The organism is Paenibacillus sp. FSL A5-0031 (genome assembly GCF_001956295.1).
GTDB lineage: Bacteria > Bacillota > Bacilli > Paenibacillales > Paenibacillaceae > Pristimantibacillus.
Genome location: NZ_MRTD01000017.1, coordinates 108,647 through 127,453, shown reverse-complemented (window position 1 = coordinate 127,453; position 18,807 = coordinate 108,647). Strand labels below are relative to the sequence as shown.

Sequence of the window (18,807 nt, the reverse complement as noted above, 5' to 3'; positions counted from 1 at the left end):
AACTCCTTACATTTTAGCGATAACTAGACAAATCTATTTCATCTAATAAACGATTAATAGCGTGAATTACAGCATCTGGTCTATGAATATGAATAGAGTGCCAGCTATCCTCGACTATAATCTGATTCGTGCGCTTGGTCAAATTTGTAAGCTTCCGCTGCCCCTGCTGCCATTCCTCATTCTGTTTCCCTGCGCTTAATACGATGACAGGCAAATCCTGCTTAAGCGGCTCGGCAGCTTTTAATTGCAGGCTGCTTTCCGTCGTGCTAAGCAGCTCAGCATAGACAGCCCTATACGCACTTGCTTTGTAACCTAATGCTCGTACTGGCGCCAGCCATTCTTCCGGCAAACGCTTAGAGCCGATATGCTGCTTCAGCCATCTCGGTATGCCAAGCGGCGCCAGCATATAACCTAGTCTATATTGAGAACGGTGGCTAAACAGCTGTTTTTGCCGGCCAGCGGTTGTTTGCTCCGGCAGATAGCGGCTCTCGTGCGTCGCATCAACAAGAACAAGGCCGCATACTTCCTCAGGATAACGCGAAGCGAACAGCCTCATAATCATCCCTCCGTAGGAATGGCCAACTAGCAAATAGGGCGGAGCTGCGCCAAGCGTTCTCAGCAGTGAACGCAAATCATCAACATAAGCGCTGCAAGTAGGCAGATCAAGCACCGCCTCACTCCAGCCAAATCCTGCGCGATCATAAGTAATCACGTTCGCCTTCGTCGAAAGCGCCGGAGCAACGAGTACCCAATCCAGCGAGCAACCGCCCATCCCCGCTTCTAAAATAATCGTTGGCGAACCATGACCAGTGACGGTAACATGCAGCTTGCGTGAGCCGATGTCGGCATGCCACCCTGTAGGTTTATGTTTTTTTTGCTCATAGACCGTTATCAAATACTGTATGATTAACAGTGGAAATCCGACAAGTGAGAGGATAAGTCGAATACTACGATCAAAAAGGGATATTTTCATCATACAAACGACCTTGCCTTTCTCCAATTATTTAGCCCGTTGCTTCGATAGATTCCAAGATTGCCACTTGTTATGCTTATGGGCCTTATTCTGAAGCTTATTGATTACTCCGTTCAGCCCCTTTAACTCTGGATGCTTCGCTTGCAGCTTTAGCAGCGCCGGCGCCGCATCTGTGGACAACGTACCGAGATAAGCGATATCAATCTTACCTGTTCGTTCGTAGCGATCACCATTGTTCTCAGCAATCCGCGCATCTATGTTGATATAGTTCATCACAACAAATGCAATAATAGAAATGCATATATAGACCTTGCCCATCGAGAAATGCTCTTTCCATATACGCAGCAATGCAACGACGAGCAAAAAGCCCAGATAAATCATAAAGCCATGAACCAGTAGTCTTGTCTGTGTGAAGCCATAAGCCTCCTCGTACAAAGAGAGCCTGCTGTAAGCGGAAATAAGCATAATGATTGTACAGCCTATCAACACGGTAAGAGACAGCTTGCGGATCCACTCCGCTGCTGCGCTAGTGCGCCGAATGAGATGCAAACCGCACATAAGCAAGCAAACGTTAATAAGTGCAACCATAATTAATTCCGCAAAACCTCTGCGTGCATATTCGGCATACGCAGCTCCCTCAGGCAGCAAACCGTTTGCTGCTCCGAACAAATAAGAGAACTGAATGATAACAAACAGCACGTAAACGATATTAATACTGACAAGCAGCGTCCCGGCAGTGATGGGATCAAATTCGATACGTCCGTTTGGCTGTATTGCAGCACCCGGCGTATCTGTCGGTAAGTTTTTTGTTGTATCTGTTGCCTTATTAAAGAGCAATCCCCATATGTAGCAAAAAGCATAAAAGGCAAATACTGCTGCTACGATTATGCGCCAGATGCTCTCCCCCAAAGAGAAACGATCCATGACGCCCGGAATCTCAAGCAGCCAAGATAGGAAAATTTCATCCGCTGAAGCAAGCAGCGCAATAACGACAATAAGGATAGGTGCGGACAGGAGCAGTCCTAGCGATATTTTTCCAAGCTTGCTTTTCGCCGAGTTCTCACCTTTCTCTTTTCCTCTCAAACGATCATTAACTAGGTTAAACGGTACGCCTATAAAAGCAAACGGCTTAATTAAAGCCAGAAATAATAGCTCTGTATAAAATACGCCTCGGTACCACGGCTTCACACTGCTGCTCGTCATAAGCGCCGTCTGAGAAATGATCAACGCAAACAATGCAAACATATTCAGCTGGCGGAACAGACCGTTATCATATAGCGCATACGTTAGCGTCAGTAAAAAGATTGGAATGAGCAGCAGCCAGCCAGATCGGGCTTGACCTTGCCATTTCTCAAAGCCCCCCATCCTCCCCTTTATGGAATAGAAAAACAACCCATAAAAGCTGGAAATGAACACGATAACCGAAATGCCTGCGGCTGCTCCTACGAACAAATATTGACTGACTAGACCAAACAGAAGGGCAAGAATAAGCATTTTCTCATACCTTTTTTGCCATGGTGCTGGATCTCTCATTTTTCACTCACTCCATCTTTAAACTGGATTTGTTAAATTACTCCTTTTATTGTAACCTAGAAAACAAGAACAAAAAGTGTAAGTTATAATTGGAAAATTTCATATTTTCGAGTTAGGAGTAATTTGCATGAAAATCCGCAGGCATTATCTCGCGCTTAGGCGCTCATATCCGAGTATTCAAGAGAATATCCCCTTCGAGGTTACAACACAGGAGCTCGCAAATTTGCTCGATTGCACACATCGGAATATGGTACTTTTATTGAAGCGTATGCAGCAGGAAGAGTGGTTAGTGTGGGAGCCAAAGCGGGGACGAGGCAATCGCTCTGCCCTCTCCTTCCTCGTCAGCAAGGAACAAGTCGCGCTGGAGGAAGCGCAAGAAATGATGCAAAAGCAGGATTTGCATTCGGCGCTTGAGCTTCTCCAGCAAATCGAAGAAGCGCCTTTGCTACGCGACCAGTTTCAGGAATGGCTCTCTGGTCAATTCGGATTTCATTCGGAGGTGCAGGGCAAGCGGCGCACAGATATTTTGCGCTTCCCGCTTCCGCAGACCATCTATTCGCTAGATCCGGCAGCTATCCATTACACGGGCGAGTCCCACCTTGTTAATCAAATATTTGACGGGCTCGTTCGCATCGATCCGAGGGGAGAGCAGATTTTGCCGCAGCTTGCCCATGCGTGGGAGGTTGATGAATCGCGTACGCGCTGGACTTTCTATTTGCGCAAGGGCGTTCTGTTCCACCATGGCCGTGAGCTGGATTCATCAGACGTCAAATATTCGCTTGAACGGCTTAAAAGGCTGGCACCACAAGGGCTCTACAGCTGGGCTTACACCAACATCATTTCTATGGATACACCGGATGACACAACCATTCGCATTCAACTATCCGAGCGCAACGAAGCTTTTCTCTCTTTTTTGACGACTAATCGCGCCTCTATCGTACCTCAAGATGCTTGTTCGGCTGCTGGCGAGCAATTTGGCAGCAAACCGATTGGTACAGGCCCGTTTCGATTCACCGGAAATGATCAAGGCGTCTGGATATTGGAAGCTTTCGCTGCCTATTTCCGCGGCAGAGCTTTCCTCGACCGTGTAGAAGTGTGGACCGTTGCCGAGGAGGCAACGCGCGAAAACCACGCTGAGCTGCAATCGTTTCAAATCATGCACAACGCGAGACTAACGGATATGGCAGCTGAACGATGGCAGCAGGTTAGACAGTCCGGCATGACCTGTAAATTCATCACAGTTAATGAACAAAAGCACGGCTTGCTGGCAAACCCCGCCATACGAGCGGCAATTAACCTCGCTATCGAGCGGACAGAGCTTTTGCAGCTGCTATCCGGAGATGTCATTGAAGGAGTTAACAGCTTCTGGCTGAACCAGATTGATGAAACGTTGGATGCAGCCCCCATTGATTGGAGCGTAATCAAGCAAGCGCTTGCCAGCTCCGGCTATCAAGGCGAGCCGCTGGTACTAGCTACGATTCCGCAGTATGCAGCGGATGCAGAGATCATTCAGAAGGTGTATGCGAAATCAGGCATTCCGCTGCAAATAAACCTCATTCCTGCCGAGCAATTTAAAGGCACAGCGCGCATGTCCGCTGATCTGCTGCTTTTCGCAGTCATGCTGGACGAGCATCGCGAGCTCAGACTAATTGATTTGTACAAAAGCATGCAGCAGCATGCGCTTCCCGAGGTTCATGATATGCTGGAGCACAGCATCCAGATGATATTGGGCGAGCCGGATCGAGCACGCCGAGAAGCGATATTCATAGACATAGAGGCTCAGCTCAAAGCCAGGCACAGCTTGTTTTTCCTCTACCGTAAACATTTGAAAACCGCGTTCCATCCTTCCGTGCGCGGCATTTCATTGGAATCGCTGGGCTGGGTACGCTTCCGCGATATTTGGTTTACTTAGAAATATTTAAAATGGAAAAAAAGGCCAGATCTGACGTGCATAATGAATGTTCCGTGTGTTATGGCTGCATACTGAGATTAGGAGGGAAAAAATAATGCGCTTGTTCGTCGCTATACCTGTATCACCATCTGTGTCCAAGGAGCTGGAAAGCTGGGCAGAAGATCATAAACATACGCTGCCTTTCCGTAAATGGACGCATCCGAGCGATTACCATATTACGCTTCAGTTTCTAGGCGACACTTCGGCTGCTCAGCTTGAAGAGCTGGCAGCCGCTCTAAAAAAAGTAAGAGCAAATGCTTTTTCCTTAACTTGGAGTGGAATCGGAACATTTGGCCCGCCCGCTGCTCCACGTGTTCTATGGGGTGCTGTTAGCGGAAATTTAAAGGAACTGTCCACTCTTCACGAGGAGATTATTCGGGCAACGAGTTCAGTAGGCTTCATTCCAGACGATCGTACCTACGCGCCGCATATCACGCTTGCCAAAGGATTCGCTGACGCTAATCGAATGCCGATTGAAGCAGCGACGTCTATTGCCTCATCGTTCAGCTGGGAAATCGATCAATTTGTGCTCATGCTCACCCATATGAACGAGTCTCCTATGTACGAGATCATCGATCGTTTTCCGTTACATATGCAGGAATGAGGCTTAACTGCTGTCAAAATAAAAATGATCCCGCTGAGCGGCTATCCAGCTTTCCGACGTGCGCAGCGTCCAGCCGCTCTTTTCTGCGTGATCCTATCTCCTAACTCTATTAAGCCCCAACAATCCACTTCGTTACTCCCTTCCTTTTTATTAATTAACCTCAGCTTTTGCAGCCTATACCGCATCATTCTAGTCGGAAGAACGTATTAATAGTAAAATTAATGACATGAAAAGAAAAGATTGGATGTGATGGTTTGTGAATGGATTTGGATTCGGCCCTCCAGGCGGAGGAATTATGTTTACGATGGTTCCTATATTTATAATGATTGTATTCGTGCTCGTTATTGGCGGCATTATTTTTAGCATTGTTAAATATTTCAAAAATTCGACCGCGCCAAAAGAAACGACTTACGCGCGCGTTGTAGCCAAGCGCATTGACGTTCGCCATCATACGAATCACCACAACCACGATGGAGTGGGGCATACCAGCAATTCATCCCGTACGTATTATTACATCACGCTTGAATTCGATAATGGCACTCGCAAGGAATATGTAGACGTCAAAAATTTGTACGGCTTGGTTGTTGAGGGTGACACAGGTTATGCGGCAGTCCAAGGGGATTGGATCGTTGCTTTTGAACGAAATAGTAATATAAACAGCTCTATTTAAAAAGAGAAAAAGCGCTTGACCCGTAAATGCATACGGGCAGCGCTTTTTTTGTGTGTTAGATGGATTAGAGCTTAAGCAATTTGAAATCGCCGCCGCGGCTCTCTGGCGCAGTCGAGCATGAATAGCTCAATAGGCTGCTGACATCAAGCAGTGTTAAGCGACAGCCATGCTTGGCCCCAGTATCAATGGCGAGCCGTCGATTTCCTTGCCATATGGCTCCAGGGGAAGAAGCATCCAGCTTGAACGTTGGTGTATGGCCAAAAATAATGGTGTACGACTGCGCCTCGTCCGAATCAGGCAAAGGCGTATAAATAAACTCGTCGCGAATTTCCGTTAGGTCCTTCTTTTTTTGCTCATGCAGAGGGACACCTGGCCGAATGCCTGCATGAACGAATAAATACTGGCCGACTACCACATACAATGATTGCTTGTGCAGCCATTCTTTCGTTTCCGGGTGAAGCGCACTGCTGGACTCAGCGGATGCAAGAAGTCGCAGCTCCTGATTTCCGAGCAATGCCTGTGCACCTTCGTTGATAAGCTGGTGAATCGTATCTAGCGTGCCCCATGTAGCGGGCCTATCGGCATCGATGTAGTCGCCCAGCAAAATAAGCCGATCATGGTGCGGGTTATAAGCTGCTTCTTGAAGCAAAAACAGCAATTCTTCTTCATAACCGTGTATATCTGCAATGGCTAAAAGACGCGAGTCTGTTTTTGTTGGATTATACAAATGAATCGACTACCTTTCTTCTTCATTCGGGTAAATGAAAGCAGAGCGAATGGCTAGCTTTATCGTTACATGCTCGCCGGCCTCTAACGGGACTGCGAGCACTAGATATACCTTCTGTCCGCAGCTCGTTTGTGCAACTGCACGCCAGCGATTGCCTTCAAAGGTACAGTGAAGCACTTGAAGCTGAATCGTATTGTCTGTCCGCTCCTGCGGTGAAGCTAATGAAAGCACGGCTGCGGCGTCTCTTCGCTCGATGACCTCAGCTTCCTCAGGACGGAACATAATGATCGCTTGCGAATGGTCACTTAGGTTCTGCTGCTCTGGCGCGAGCAAACCGTGAATGATCGATGAGCCGATGCGGACAGCGCTGCCGCTGTCTCCGTTTATGACTTCGCCGCGCAAGCCGTTAATTGCTCCAAGCAAAGAAGCTGCCCAGCGGCTGGCCGGACGCGTGAAGCATTGCTGCGGCGTGCCCATCTGATCAATTTGCCCATTGCGCAAAATAAGCAGCCGATCGGCCATAGCGAAAGCTTCCTCCGGGTCATGCGTAACATGGAAAACGCTCATGCCTAATTGGCGGAATAAATACGCCATCTCGGTACGCATTTCTACGCGAAGCCGCATATCAAGGTTGGAGAGCGGCTCATCGAGCAGCATCAGCTTCGGCCTAGTGGCAATTGCCCTCGCAATAGCGACCCGCTGCTGCTGGCCGCCAGAGAGCTGCGGTGGCAGCCTGCGCTCAAGCCCTTCAAGATGTAGCATCGCCAGCAGCTCCTGAACGCGCTGCTGAATATCCGCCCGTGCCATCTTGCTTCTATGCAGCCCATAAGCGATGTTATCGAACACATTCATATGCGGCCACAGCGCATAGTCCTGAAACACCATGTTAACCCCGCGTTTCTCAGGGGGCATCATGACGGACGGAGAGGCGATAATCTCATCGCCCAGCTTAAGCTGGCCGCCATCTGGCTTCGATAAGCCAGCGACGAGCTGGAGCAGCGTCGACTTGCCGCAGCCTGACGGTCCAAGCACGCTAATAATCTCGCCTTCACGCATGTCGAAAGAAATTCCTTTAAGCGCTTGAAACGATCCGTAGCTTTTCATTAAACCAGATGCTGCAAGCAGCGGTTTGAGAGCGGCTGGCTTAGGCTCATTTACCTCGTCATACCTTTGCTGAATCGCAGTCGATGTCATGTATTTGCCTCCTTGCGGCGGAGCATGAGCTCAACCGCCAAAATAATCATAATAACGATAAATGATCCAACGACGGTTGCCGCTGAAGCATAACCAAAATCCAAATCCTCAAATGCCTTGTTGATCGTAACAGGCAGCGTAAGGAAGTTTGGCGGGAACAGGATCGAATTCACCGCTAAGTCAAACACGCTGGAGCCAAATGCAGCAAGGCCCGCAGAGAGCAAAGCGCCGCGTATTAAAGGGACAAGTATGAAACGGACGCGGCTTGCGAGCGTACCCCCTTGCAGCTGCGCGGCAGTAAGCAGGCTAAGCGGTACTTTCGCCATTGCGCCGACCATCAATCTCGTAATGACGGGAATAGCGCCGGCGATTGCGGCAAGCACAAGAATCCAAGGCGTTCCGTACAGGAGCAAGCCTATTGAATCGAGCCATTTTTGATTCCAGACGAAAATATACCCAATGCCCAGCACGACGCCGGGAACAGCAAGCGTGACGACAGAGAACACCTCAATCGTTCGTTTAAATTTGAACTGTGAATAGGTTAAGACATAAGCGACGCACAGTCCGAACAAGAGGCCAAGCAGAGCAGCGACTCCAGCGATCATTAAGGAATGGGACAAACCCTTCAGCAGCGTGCTTGAGCTATGGAACAATTCCCGGTAATGCTCCAAGGTGAGATTCGCTAGCTTCATACCGCCTGACTGTGTTTTGAATATGGACATCAGTACGTTTGCGCCTATCGGAATGCCGATGACTACGGCAAGAAATAACAAGTTTAGTGTGGTAAGAAGCACAGCAAACTTTCCAGCCGGCTTCGGTACAGACCGCTGCGCCCGTGCCGATAAGAAATCAAAGCGCGAGCGGCGCATCGCATAAAATTGGACGAACATCGCAATACCGATTAACAATACGAGATAAAAGGACAGGACGCCTGCCATATCGAATCGTATGGGCGATGTGTAGATTGCTGAGTAAATAGAGTAAGGCAACGTCGGAAAACGATAAACAGCGGCAATCGATGCAGGAAGCCCGAAATCGCCGATTGTATCCATAAAGACAAGCGCTGCTCCAGCCCAAACGGCTGGCATAAGTAGAGGCGCTTGGATCGTACGCCATACCGTGAAAGCAGATGCTCCGGATAGGCGAGCTGCGTGAGACAGCTGATCAACCTTCCACTCCATCGCCGCATGAACACTCAAATAGGCGAACGGAAATTTGCTTAAAGTCATAATAAAAATAAGTCCGGCAGGCTGAAAAACAGCGCTCGTAACCCAGTGCCAGCCGAGCAGGTTAACAGCGATGCCGCCTCCGGCAGCAAACAGCACCCAGCCCTGCGCTAAAATAAACGAAGGTGTAATAATGAGCAGCCAAACCGAGGCATCCAGCAGCTTAGCTGTTGGAAATGACCAGTTGGCGCGTATCGTTGCCAGTACACCGCCGAGAATCGTAGCGAGCACCGTCGTTCCAAGTCCAAGCACAACGGAATTTTCGAGTGATTTTTGCCATAAGGGACGCTTGAATATTTCGAGCAGCAGCGCAAGATCCCCGAGTTGCCAATTGCCGAAGAAAACCCCAGGCAGCAGGACTTGAATAATGACTGCCGCCAAGGGATATAAGACGAGGATGAATAGGATGATACTGACAAACCATCCTAACCGATCCTTCATAAAGGTTTGCATCGTTTACTTAACGGACTGGTCGGCGAACCATTGCTTGATTGCCGCTTCATTTTCAGATGCCCAGGAAGCGTCGGCTGCAACGAGCTTCGCATCGGCTGCGCGATCTTGCTTGGCATTTACGCCATTTACGGAAGGCTGGAAATAACTCTCGTCACCTTGATCAATTAAAGCTTGCTGCGTTTTTGGATCGAGCAAAAATTCGATAAACGCTTTAGCTGCATTCGGGTTTTTGGTATCCTTCTGAATCGCAGCTACCCGTACGGATGCAGGAGCGCCTTCTGCCGGCCAAATAATTTCGATAGGCTCGTTATCGTTTTTCATCGCATAGGCATTGCTCTCTTGCAGCGCAGCGATCGAGATTTCACCAGCGGCGAGCGCTTTGACAACGTTTGGATTTTTGGGATATACACGAAGCCCATTGTCCATCAGCGAGCTAAAGAACGTTTGTCCGCCATCGATTGTTTTTTCTTTAAAAAACCAAGAAACAAAAGGATAAGCAGGAGCTGCGATCGCTGGGTCAGCCATACCAATCAAGCTCTTATACTTCGCATTCGAGAAGTCTTCCCATGATTTAGGCGCATCCTCCGCCTTCACTTTGTTCTTGTTATATACAATAACTCCCGCAGCATGTGCTCCAGTAGGAACATACCATTGCTTCTCAGGCACAAAAGCTTTGGCAAAGTCAGTTAGATTAGCGACGTTATTCGGCGACCAGCCTTCAAGCAGTTGACCGCTTGCTCCTAGTCCATAAATGGAAGGCATCGCATCCAGCCAAATGACATCCCAGTGCGGATTGCCTTTCTCAGCTTCAACGCGGGACATAATTTCTGCTCCGTTGCCCGCAACGACCTCCAGCTTGTAGCCGGTAGCTTCCTCAAATAATGGAGCGATAATGCTGTCAAAATCGTTCAAATATACAGTAAGCGTTCCTTTATCCTCCGTGGCAGCTGTTTCTGTCGCTTGCGCTTCTTCGGTAGGAGCCGTCGTTTGTGTATTTCCGGCATTTGCTGCCCCTTTATTCGTATTTCCGGCATTTCCGTTGCCGCATGCAGCAGTTAGTGCCATCAATCCAGCTAGCAAAACGGTTCCAAGCCAGCGTTTCCCATTCGTTTTCATCGTTTTGATTTCCCTCCACTATCTGTTTTGCTTACCTCCTAACTTTAGCAACGGTTTGTCAGATGATTGTTAACGTAATGTCGAGATATTATGAAATGTAATCGATAGATATTGATATACATATAGATTTAATCTATATTAATAGGCAAAAAGCGAGGGAGTGAGCACGGGATGAATGTACAGCAGCTGCATGTGTTTATGGAGGTATGCAGCGGTCGAACGCTCGCAGAAGCTGCAGATAAGCTGGGACTTAAGCAGCCGACAATCAGCTTTCATCTCAAAAGGCTTGAGGAGGAGCTTGGCGTGGAGCTGTTCCGCAAGCACTCGCGGAGCCTTCAGCCAAGTGAAGCTGCTGTAGATCTGCTCCCCTATGCGAGGCGAATCGTTTTCCTTATGGAAGAAGCTAGACTTGCCATGCTGGAGCGCCGTGAACAAGGGGAAGGCCGTTTGAGGCTGGGGGCGAGCTACACGCCAGCAACCTATGTGATGCCGCCGCACTTTGCCGCCTACCGCAAGCTGTATCCAAAAGTAAGCCTCATGCTGACCGTGAAGCAAGCAGCTTCTGTGCTTGCAATGCTGCGCAGCTATGAGATCGATATAGGCATCGTCTCTCTTGGCGAATCGCTGGAAGAAGGCCTTATTATACAGCCGTTAGTCGCTGATGAGCTGAAGCTGCTGCTTGCGCCTGAGCATCCGTTAGCTAACCAGGCGCAAGTAGAGGTCGAAGAGCTTAGACATGAAACATTTCTGCTGCATGAGGTTGGCTCAACCTCGCGTACCTTGTCCGATGAGTGGGCAGCCGGGGCTGGCTTGCAGTGGGAAAGTGTTATGGAGCTGGGTGCGATCGAAACGATCAAGGAAGCTCTAAAATGCAATATGGGTGTTGGCATCCTGCCGCGCCGAAGCGTCATCCGAGAAATCGAAGCCGGCGAGCTCGTTATGCGCGATCTGCCTCAGTATGTAAACCAGCGGCATATTTGTTTGGCGTACCGCAACGAGGATCAGCTGTCTCCACATGTCAGATCGTTTATTGAATTTGTACGACATACCTTTGCTGCACATGGTAAGCTGTAAATAACGAATAGACGGAGGTGGCTTGGATGAGCAATATGACAGGAAAGGTCGTAGCCGTAACTGGTGCCAATTCCGGCATGGGGCTTGCGACAACGGTCGAGCTTGCGAAGCAAGGGGCGCACGTCGTGATGATATGCCGCAGCAAGGAGCGCGGCGAGCTTGCACTTGAACAAGCGCGCAGCCAAAGCGGTAGCAGCGATATTGTCCTCATGACCTGCGATTTGGGCTCGTTTGCCAGCATTCGCACCTTCACTGCTGCATTTAAGCAGAAATATAGCCAGCTTGATGTGTTGATCAACAATGCAGGGGTTGTCGCCTTGAAACGAAGCATAACCTCGGATGGATTTGAATCGCAAATCGGCATCAACCATTTGGGTCATTTTTTGCTGACTAACGAGCTGCTTGACCTTCTTCAACGTGCTCCGCAAGGGAGAATTATCAATGTATCTTCAGGTGCCCATAAGGCCGGAAGAATACATTTTGACGATCCGAACCTGACGAGGGGCTACAATGTCGCAAAAGGTTATGCGCAATCGAAGCTGGCGAATATTTTATTCACGAATGAGCTGGCAAAGCGTCTCGCAGGTACGAGGGTGACGGTTAACAGTCTTCATCCCGGGGCGGTAGCGACCAATATTGGCGTAGATCGCAAGAGCGGCTTCGGTAAGTCGGTGCATAAGCTGCTCAAGCCTTTTTTCAGAACGCCGCTTGAAGGGGCAAAGACGGCTATTTATTTAGCATCCAGCGATGAAGCGGCAAATCAGACCGGCCAATATTTTATCGACAGCAAGAGCGTTCAAACGGCAAGCAAAGCGAGCAATCCTGAGCTTGCGGCTAAGCTTTGGGCATGGAGCGAGCAGCAGGTCAAACTTACATAATACGTGCCTAATTAGCAGTACTAATCGAACAGCGCACGGGAAAAACTGAACATCTATCTACACACTAAGTATTAAAACGAACTTATTATAATATGGAGTCTGCAGAATGCTCAGCATGGCACTTCCAGCTCATTGCGTGGGCTGAGCACACAGCAAAAATTTAACAGGAGCTTTTCCAGCTAAAACGAAAATAGCAGGAAAAGCTCCTGCTATTTGACGCGGAAGCAACCTAAAATAGCAATTAACAGGATTTACTCCTGCTAATTCAACGTATAATCGCTAAAAAGCTGCTCTCCAGCAAAATTACATGGAGCTTTTCCTGCTAATTAACTCAAATGAGTGCGCAGCTTAAAACTAACTGGAGCTTTTCCAGCTAAAACGAAAATAGCAGGAAAAGCTCCTGCTATTTGTAATGGAAGCAGCCCAATTTAGCGATTAACAGGATTTACTCCTGCTAATTAAACACATATTCGCAAAAAAGCCGCTTTGCAGCAAAATTACCTGGAGAATTTCCTGCTAATTCACTCAAATGAGCGCGCAGCTTAAAATTAACTGGAGCTTTTCCTGCTAAATTAAAAATAGCAGGAAAAGCTCCTTCTATTTGTGATGGAAGCAGCCCAAATTAGCAATTAACAGGATTTACTCCTGCTAATTCAACGTATAATCGCTAAAAAGCTGCTCTCCAGCAAAATTTCATAGAGAATTTCCTGCTAATTAACTCAAATGAGTGCGCAGCTTAAAATTAACTGGAGCTTTTCCAGCTAAATATAAAATAGCAGGAAAAGCTCCTGCTATTTGTGATGGAAGCATCTCAAATTAGCAATTAACAGGAAAAGCTCCTGCTATTTGACGCGGAAGCAACCTAAAATAGCAATTAACAGGATTTACTCCTGCTAATTCAACACATAATCGCTAAAAAGCCGCTTTGCAGCAAAATTACATGGAGCTTTTCCTGCTAATTAACACATATAAGCGCGCATCTTAAAATTAACTGGAGCTTTTCCAGCTAAATTAAAAATAGCAGGAAAAGCTCCTGCTGTTTGCTATTCGCTATTTGTGGTGGAAGCATCCCCACGAGGACATGTTCAGCATCCGAAAAAATTTATAAAAGATTCCCTAGCGGACGCCGCCGAAATGACCCCTTTAACTGCCATTACTTCGCTCAAATGTTCATAGCTGTAACAGGAGAAACCATTCTTTCCTATTTAACATAAATCCGGATGAATAATGTTTGTAAGCTGCTTAAGAAATCCCAAGCTTCAACTTTATGACACCGGCCGTCAAGTCGCATATGTGGAATCGAATTATATTCCAAAATCCCTTATATTAAGAACCAATAATTAAAAAAAGCAATCTCCTTGCCCCAAAAGGTGACAAGACGATTGCTCGATGTCCAGCTATTTATGGCATTCGAAAGGTTTCGGACAAGCTCTGCAATATTCCGCCGAAGACATTTCATAATAGAAGCAGCAGGTTTGGCGAATATCAGGCAGCTCGCTCATCGTGCCTATATTCGTTTTGCTCATAAACCTCGTAAACGGATTGCGACGTTCTCCAAATGTGCTCCCAGGTGCAGTCTGCGTAATAAACGTGAAATCTTCATGAAGCCGTTGTAAGATTGCCGGATTCATTTCTTCCTCCAGTCCGTCCTCATAAAGCGGAGCAATTCGTACCATCGCATTCTCCCATAAGATCACTATAGGTATTCCGCCAACCATAGATAAAGCACGAAATAATGGAGAAATATGCTCTGCAAAAAGTTCTCTTATTACCTGATCCCGCCACTCTTTCCGCTCCCCTGCTACCGATTCCGTAACGCTTGGTTCTTCAAAGCTTAAATTAGGAAACTTGGATTTAGTCACATTGAACTCGTTGTCGCTAGGTGTAACCAAGCGGCAATTGTCCAACGTCATGGTCAGATTCTTGTTGTATACCGTCATCGCATACAGAACAGGAGCAACGACTAGATAAGCATATCGCTTCGCGAGCATCGACGCAGTTACTCTTCTTGATGGCGAAGCGATTTCGCTCCCTAGCCGATCCAGATAGGTTTCGCATAGCTCCTTATTCAATAAATTTCTCGAATAAATGGAGCGATCAGCGGAGTCAGTATTATTCTCATAAGAGAAGTTATATCTGCTTTTTAAATTGCCCCACTCCGACTTTGAAAGCGTTGCCGACATGTTAAGCCTTACCAAGGAAAATTTCTGCTACCCGGTCAACAATCATATTAATGGCAATCGGGCCATAATAGGCAATCCATATGTTTGAATCCACATCATAGACTTGATTGTTTTTCACAGCTTCAACATTTTTCCACGTTTCCGTCTTCTGGATTTCGTCCACTGCCGCCTTGAACATATCATCTTTTACGAGGAAATAATGATTAGCGCCAACCTCCGGGAAAGCCTCTAATGCAATTTCATAAGCGGTATCCTTTTCCTTCAAAACCGATTCTGGGGCATTCAAGCCTAAATCATTGTATAAAATAGCTCCTGTACGGTGGATTGGTGTATGTATCCGTATCCCCTCATCACGTGGACGCGCTAATGCAACAGTCTGATCTCCTAGCTTAGCCTTTAGCTCTACCTTCAGCTTCTCTGTTTTCTCGTTGTAGGCCTCCAAGACAGCCTTCGCTTCTTCAGACTTCCCTACAATTTTTCCAAAAGTATCTAATGTGACGCGCCAATCCTCATTAAATTCGAGCATGATCGTTGGAGCAATTTTGGACAAGCTCTCATACACTTCTTCTTGGAATTCCGTACAAATAATTAAATCGGGTTCCATGGCCGTAATGGCCTCAAGGTTGGGCTCATCCCTTGTACCGAGCAATTTAACATCCTTCAGCTTATCCATTAAATAAGCTGGGAAGTCTGTTTTATCTGCAGCAGCTTTTACACTGCCCGCTGGCTGCTCTTCTAAAGTTACCAATTGATCCACAAATTTTGTATCAAGCACCGCAATTTTAAGTGGGCGCTGCTCCAGCGTTGTTTCGCCCTTCATATGTTTAATAACAACAGGATACGCCTGTTGCGCTGTCTGCGATACATTTGTATTTGTAGAAGCTGCACTAGATTCAGCTCCAGCTGGACTAGCCCCTCCCGTATTGTTTCCCGTGCTATTTCCCGTCGAACATGCACTCAACAATAAAATTAAACTGAGCATCAAGCTAACCGCTAAAATCGACCTCTTACTCCTATTCATCCGTATAACTCCTCCGTCTAATTGTTGATAATGATTATCACAATCACTATCATACGAGAGAGAATTAGCTGCGACAATGGAATTTTGCGACATAGAGGATGAACTTATCCGACGGTGCTTTCTGAAGTAAAGAGGAGAAACGCCAATATGCTTCTTAAAGGCTCGGCTAAAATAATAACTATCACCATAACCTACTGATTCTGCAATGGCTTTAAGCGGCATATTCGTATTCAATAACATCGTTTGCGCATGATCCATTCGAACCTGAATGAGATACTCCAGTGGCCCAATCCGAAGCTGCGCTTTAAATAATCGCTGCAGCTTTCTCTCATTGCAATGAAGAGTACTCGCCAATTCTTGAAGACTGATCGTCTCAGCATAACGTTCCTCCATGAAGCGAATCGTTTGGCTGACGTAATCCGGCTGAGTCTTGGCTGTACCCTCAGCGGCATGGAGCTGCTTCATAAGATCGTATACCAATTGGTGAAACAACGCTCTCACATGAAATCTTTCCAATTGCATATCGAGCCTCCAGTGCGAATACATTTGCTCGACTCTCGTCAGAAGACCTAGCGGATAGGCAGGGGCAAAACCATATTGCATTTGAAAAGGATTATTGTCTCTATATACATTTAACAGTTCTTTACGAGCTGGTAAAACGAGGACTGCTTTGTAAAAAATAAAATAATAATCGAGTTTTTCATTCACTTGCACAATATCAATCGTAGCGCCTTTTCCGGCATGGCACATATAAAAACGATTCACCATATGCTCCATTCCGTCGATGAGAATTTTTGCATCACCAGCAGCAGTGAATAAGAAGGCACTAGCTGGCAATCGGAAGCCTTGCAAACTCTCACCCGATCGCAAAATAGACCGACGAACATCAAGCACCCTTATAGCAGCATGATTCCATAATGGTATATGTTCCTGTAATGTCATCATGTTCACCTTCCATGTCTATATACAATTTCCACCTCTCTTATTATATTAATAATCATTCTCATTATCAAAACATTCTTGCTCCGCATCTCGAAATCACCCTTGCAATAATTGTAATTATGTTATAATAGGTTTTCAAAATAGGAGGGGGAGATTCGTAATGGAAACGATCGAAATTGTTGCTGTGAGTGCATTAGTTCTATCCGTCCTGCTTGGGCTGAAAGTGTTCAGCCTGCAGAGACAGGTTGACGAAATAAAATTGGAGCTTCAACGGGCTAACAATCACTCGGATTTTTCGGGATCACCCAAGCCAAACCTGAATTCCCCTCCTTCCTCACCCGGACTGCCCCGCCAAAATATTCCTATAAATATCGATGATAGATTACGCATGCTGGTTGCTTCGGGAAAGAGAGTTCAAGCAATCAAAGAATTTAGAAAAAAAAGTGGCGTCAGCCTCAAAGAGGCCAAGGACTACGTAGACGACTTAGAGCGGCATCAATATTAATCTGAATAAACCATTGTTCTTCATCATTTATCCAATTCAAAAGCAAAGAGGCTGTCTCATTAAGGCAATTTGCCTATAGTGACAGCCTCTTATCTGTTTACCGGCTTACCGTTTTAACGCTCATATCCGGGATAGTCGTAATCAGAGTCGTGCAGCTTGTTTAAAATATTCATTTGGCGAATATGATCTCTCGTTTCTGCCGTGCCTAACGCGTACACAGCTTCGTACACCTTGATGATATCCTCATTAAACTTGTCGGTTGCTTTGTCATTATCAGCTGATTTATAAGGGATTGGTGCGCGAAATTGTGTTTTTTCATCATCCCGCTGAATTTGGTCGAGCAGCTGCTGAAGCTCGCTGATCTCCGCCTGCGTTGCTGTTACCGTTAACTGATCATTGATGGAAGGTTCAGGCTCGACCCGCTTTCCAGAAATCGATACATAATAGGTTTGCTTCTCCGTCATGCCTCTCACTCTCCTCCTATTCGATAATAACTTATAAAACAAATCGGATAGAGATGAAACAAGGCCGCATCTACAATTTTCCCACGAATGCAACAATAACAAGACTTCGATACAAAAAAGCACCCACAAGCTATGCACCTTTTTCAAAGTGTTTTGCATGTGGGTACCTGTTGTGTCAATCTCTACGGCAAGCGATACCATGCAAAAGGTTCACCCGTACGGAATGGGCGGCTAATCTTCTGCAATTCCTCTTCTGTATCTGCGGTCAGCTGCAAGGATACACTCTTCAAGTTTTCTTTGAGCTGCTCCACCTTTGTCGCTCCCACAATGACTGTAGATACGATAGGCTGATGCATGAGCCACGCGAGTGATAATACGCTTGGCGTACAGTCCAATTGTCCCGCAAGCTTCGCTACATTTTCACCTAGCGCAATGGTTTTAGTATCGATAAATCGCTGGAAACTCGGGTCGGTCTGAGCGCGAGAGCCCTCTGGCGCTTGCTCGGCTGCGCTGTATTTCCCTGACAAAATGCCGCCTGCCAGCGGAAAATACGGAATGATGCCTACGCCTTGGTCTAGACACATCGGAACCAGCTCGTTTTCCGGCGTTCGATCCGCTAAGGAGTAGCTTACTTGTGTCGATACGAAGCGGTTTATCCCAAGCCGATCACTGATTCCGAGCGCCTTCATCAGCTCCCACGCAAAGTAATTGGAAGCTCCGATGTAGCGCACCTTGCCAGAGCGTACCATATCCTCTAGCGCTCGAAGTGTTTCCTCAAGCGGTGTTTCAGGATCAAACGTATGAATTTGATATAGATCGATATAGTCGGTTTTTAGACGTTTTAAGCTCTGTTCCAATTCCGTCTGCAAATGAAATCTGGATGAGCCGCGCTCATTTACGCCTGCTCCCCGAACTAGCCCTGCTTTTGTAGCTAAAACAACATGTTGACGCTGTCCCTCAAGCACCTGCCCAATAATTTTTTCGGATTCGGTGGCTGCATAGATGTTGGCTGTATCGATAAAGTTGATTCCATTGTCTATCGCGCTATGAATGATTTGTTTTGAAGCCTCATAATCTGCGCGTTTGCCAAAAGCGTTGGTACCTAAACCGAGCGCGGATACTTTGAGGCCGCTATTTCCAAGTCGTCGGTAATGCATGGTTGTCCAGCTCCTTTTCCCATAATCAAGCTTAGCTTCTTTTCCTACATTATACCGTTGATTGCATTCGATTTCAGTAAGAGCTGCCTAGACCACATCAAAAATAGAGCTAGCAATAACCTTGTTTCATGTTAGG

The 18,807-nt window shown here is 47.0% G+C and carries 16 protein-coding genes; 6 read left to right on the top strand and 10 right to left on the bottom strand.

Annotated elements, in window-relative coordinates:
• Positions 1-13: 13 nt before the first annotated feature.
• Together BK120_RS25925 and BK120_RS25920 are read right to left on the bottom strand one after the other, a co-directional pair.
• Positions 14-976 carry an alpha/beta fold hydrolase gene (locus tag BK120_RS25925; RefSeq protein ID WP_256711027.1) on the bottom strand — a complete coding sequence of 321 codons (963 nt, stop codon included), beginning with the start codon at positions 974-976 and terminating at the stop codon, positions 14-16.
• A 24-nt stretch (positions 977-1,000) separates the two neighbouring features.
• Positions 1,001-2,506, bottom strand: coding sequence for a DUF4153 domain-containing protein (locus tag BK120_RS25920; protein ID WP_076270399.1), 1,506 nt, complete (start codon positions 2,504-2,506; stop codon positions 1,001-1,003).
• A 127-nt stretch (positions 2,507-2,633) separates the two neighbouring features.
• Between BK120_RS25920 and BK120_RS25915 the strand changes: the two genes are divergently transcribed.
• From BK120_RS25915 to BK120_RS25905, 3 genes are all read left to right on the top strand, one after another.
• Positions 2,634-4,418 (top strand): ABC transporter substrate-binding protein, encoded by a 1,785-nt coding sequence (locus BK120_RS25915; protein WP_076270398.1) that lies wholly within the window; start codon positions 2,634-2,636, stop codon positions 4,416-4,418.
• A 94-nt stretch (positions 4,419-4,512) separates the two neighbouring features.
• Complete coding sequence (gene thpR / locus BK120_RS25910) at positions 4,513-5,061, top strand: RNA 2',3'-cyclic phosphodiesterase (RefSeq protein ID WP_179089896.1); 549 nt, start codon at positions 4,513-4,515, stop codon at positions 5,059-5,061.
• Positions 5,062-5,356: 295 nt separating this feature from the next.
• Positions 5,357-5,731, top strand: coding sequence for a DUF2500 domain-containing protein (locus BK120_RS25905; RefSeq protein WP_076270429.1), 375 nt, complete (start codon positions 5,357-5,359; stop codon positions 5,729-5,731).
• A gap of 64 nt (positions 5,732-5,795) precedes the next feature.
• Here BK120_RS25905 and BK120_RS25900 read toward each other — a convergent pair whose 3' ends face one another.
• From BK120_RS25900 to BK120_RS25885, 4 genes are read right to left on the bottom strand one after another with little or no spacing between them, the layout of a single operon-like run.
• On the bottom strand, positions 5,796-6,458 hold the full coding sequence (locus BK120_RS25900) for a metallophosphoesterase (protein ID WP_076270396.1): 663 nt from the start codon (positions 6,456-6,458) through the stop codon (positions 5,796-5,798).
• A gap of 9 nt (positions 6,459-6,467) precedes the next feature.
• The gene (locus tag BK120_RS25895) at positions 6,468-7,652 is read right to left on the bottom strand and encodes an ABC transporter ATP-binding protein (RefSeq protein WP_083682450.1); all 1,185 of its coding nucleotides are present in this window, start codon (positions 7,650-7,652) and stop codon (positions 6,468-6,470) included.
• Positions 7,649-9,319 carry an ABC transporter permease gene (locus BK120_RS25890; RefSeq protein WP_083682448.1) on the bottom strand — a complete coding sequence of 557 codons (1,671 nt, stop codon included), beginning with the start codon at positions 9,317-9,319 and terminating at the stop codon, positions 7,649-7,651. Before BK120_RS25890 ends, BK120_RS25895 begins: the two co-directional genes overlap by 4 nt.
• 15 nt (positions 9,320-9,334) lie before the next feature.
• Entirely contained in the window at positions 9,335-10,447 is a 1,113-nt protein-coding gene (locus tag BK120_RS25885; protein ID WP_076270394.1) for an extracellular solute-binding protein, read from the bottom strand.
• Positions 10,448-10,618: 171 nt separating this feature from the next.
• Here BK120_RS25885 and BK120_RS25880 point away from each other — a divergent pair, with 171 nt between their 5' ends.
• Positions 10,619-11,521 (top strand): LysR family transcriptional regulator, encoded by a 903-nt coding sequence (locus tag BK120_RS25880; protein WP_076270393.1) that lies wholly within the window; start codon positions 10,619-10,621, stop codon positions 11,519-11,521.
• A 35-nt stretch (positions 11,522-11,556) separates the two neighbouring features.
• Entirely contained in the window at positions 11,557-12,399 is an 843-nt protein-coding gene (locus BK120_RS25875; RefSeq protein ID WP_076270427.1) for an SDR family oxidoreductase, read from the top strand.
• 1,397 nt (positions 12,400-13,796) lie between these two features.
• On the opposite strand, the gene BK120_RS25870 is transcribed toward BK120_RS25875, so the two are convergent.
• The gene (locus BK120_RS25870; protein ID WP_076270392.1) at positions 13,797-14,582 is read right to left on the bottom strand and encodes an IucA/IucC family C-terminal-domain containing protein; all 786 of its coding nucleotides are present in this window, start codon (positions 14,580-14,582) and stop codon (positions 13,797-13,799) included.
• A 1-nt stretch (position 14,583) separates the two neighbouring features.
• Positions 14,584-16,548 carry an AraC family transcriptional regulator gene (locus tag BK120_RS25865; protein WP_256711026.1) on the bottom strand — a complete coding sequence of 655 codons (1,965 nt, stop codon included), beginning with the start codon at positions 16,546-16,548 and terminating at the stop codon, positions 14,584-14,586.
• 157 nt (positions 16,549-16,705) lie between these two features.
• Between BK120_RS25865 and BK120_RS25860 the strand changes: the two genes are divergently transcribed.
• On the top strand, positions 16,706-17,050 hold the full coding sequence (locus tag BK120_RS25860) for a hypothetical protein (protein WP_076270390.1): 345 nt from the start codon (positions 16,706-16,708) through the stop codon (positions 17,048-17,050).
• A 113-nt stretch (positions 17,051-17,163) separates the two neighbouring features.
• On the opposite strand, the gene BK120_RS25855 is transcribed toward BK120_RS25860, so the two are convergent.
• Both BK120_RS25855 and BK120_RS25850 read right to left on the bottom strand, forming a co-directional pair.
• Positions 17,164-17,514: a hypothetical protein gene (locus tag BK120_RS25855; RefSeq protein ID WP_076270389.1), complete on the bottom strand. Its 351-nt coding sequence runs from the start codon at positions 17,512-17,514 to the stop codon at positions 17,164-17,166.
• 182 nt (positions 17,515-17,696) lie between these two features.
• On the bottom strand, positions 17,697-18,671 hold the full coding sequence (locus BK120_RS25850) for an aldo/keto reductase (protein ID WP_076270388.1): 975 nt from the start codon (positions 18,669-18,671) through the stop codon (positions 17,697-17,699).
• Between the last annotated feature and the right edge of the window lie 136 nt (positions 18,672-18,807).